Here is a 519-nt window from a genome sequence, read left to right as displayed (position 1 = left end):
TGGCCGCACACTGATTTCTACGAGACGTCGCATGCATACCGTACCCCTCGATTTCCGCCTGGCCACCGTGGCCGACGCCGATCTGCTGATTGGCCTGATGCGCGACTTCTACGCCGAAGACAAGCTCGATTTCGACCCGGCGCGCGTGCGTCCCGCGCTGTTGGCCCTGCTCGAAGAGCCGCGCAACGGCGAGGTGCTGCTGTGGCTGTCCGAGACCGGCGAGGTCGTGGGCTATGCGGCCCTGGCGATGGGCTTCAGCCTGGAGCAGGGCGGACACTTCGCGCTGCTCGATGAGCTCTACCTGCAGCACGCCGCGCGCGGCCGTGGGCGTGGCAAGCAGGCGCTGGCGATCCTTGAGCAGCGTGCCAACGCGCGCGGCGTCGCGCGGATGCGCCTGGAAGTGAACCATCACAACGAACTGGCGCGCCGCCTGTACCTGGCCACCGGCTACGTGGATGACACCCGCGACCTGCTGACCCTGCCGCTGGCCGAACGCCTGCGCGACGCGCGCGCATGATC

General features: G+C 68.4%; 1 protein-coding gene. It reads left to right on the top strand.

Features of this window, described 5'->3' with window-relative positions; genetic code table 11:
* Positions 1–31: 31 nt before the first annotated feature.
* On the top strand, positions 32–517 hold the full coding sequence (locus KYK29_RS22410) for a GNAT family N-acetyltransferase (RefSeq protein WP_017357436.1): 486 nt from the start codon (positions 32–34) through the stop codon (positions 515–517).
* The last annotated feature ends 2 nt before the right edge of the window (positions 518–519 follow it).

The sequence above is a fragment of the Shinella daejeonensis genome (assembly GCF_024281235.1).
GTDB classification, from domain to species: Bacteria; Pseudomonadota; Alphaproteobacteria; order Rhizobiales; family Rhizobiaceae; genus Shinella; species Shinella daejeonensis.
This window is presented reverse-complemented; position numbering and strand designations above follow the sequence as displayed.